1 protein-coding gene is annotated in these 621 nt (G+C 58.5%); it reads left to right on the top strand.

The genetic code is table 11. The features are described from left to right. Window positions 1–96: 96 nt before the first annotated feature. Window positions 97–621: aminoglycoside nucleotidyltransferase ANT(2'')-Ia (gene aadB / locus R7F64_RS24010; protein WP_318072168.1), on the top strand; the 525-nt coding region annotated here is incomplete at its 3' end.

Raw genomic sequence — 621 nt, 5'->3', positions numbered from 1 at the left:
ATTTGCAAAGTCGGTAGCCCGCCCGAGCGGTTTCTCGGTTTGACAGGAAAGGCTCACGCAAACCGCCACTGCCCATAGCCCAAACCGTTAGGCCGCATGGACACAACGCAGGTCACATTGCTCCACAAAATTCTAGCTGCGGCAGATGCGCGAAATCTGCCGCTCTGGGTCGGTGGGGGCTGGGCGATCGATGCACGGGTAGGGCGTGTAACACGCAAGCACGATGATATTGATCTGACGTTTCCCGGCGAGAGGCGCGGCGAGCTCGAGGCAATAGTTGAAATGCTCGGCGGGCGCGTCATGGAGGAGTTGGACTATGGATTCTTAGCGGAGATCGGGGATGAGTTACTTGACTGCGAACCTGCTTGGTGGGCAGACGAAGCGTATGAAATCGCGGAGGCTCCGCAGGGCTCGTGCCCAGAGGCGGCTGAGGGCGTCATCGCCGGGCGGCCAGTCCGTTGTAACAGCTGGGAGGCGATCATCTGGGATTACTTTTACTATGCCGATGAAGTACCACCAGTGGACTGGCCTACAAAGCACATAGAGTCCTACAGGCTCGCATGCACCTCACTCGGGGCGGAAAAGGTTGAGGTCTTGCGTGCCGCTTTCAGGTCGCGATAT

Source organism: Vibrio sp. Vb1980 (assembly GCF_033338615.1).
In the GTDB taxonomy this organism is placed as follows: Bacteria; Pseudomonadota; Gammaproteobacteria; order Enterobacterales; family Vibrionaceae; genus Vibrio; species Vibrio alginolyticus.
The sequence above is the reverse complement of the archived record's forward strand: the minus strand, read 5'-3'. Positions and strand labels throughout refer to the sequence as shown.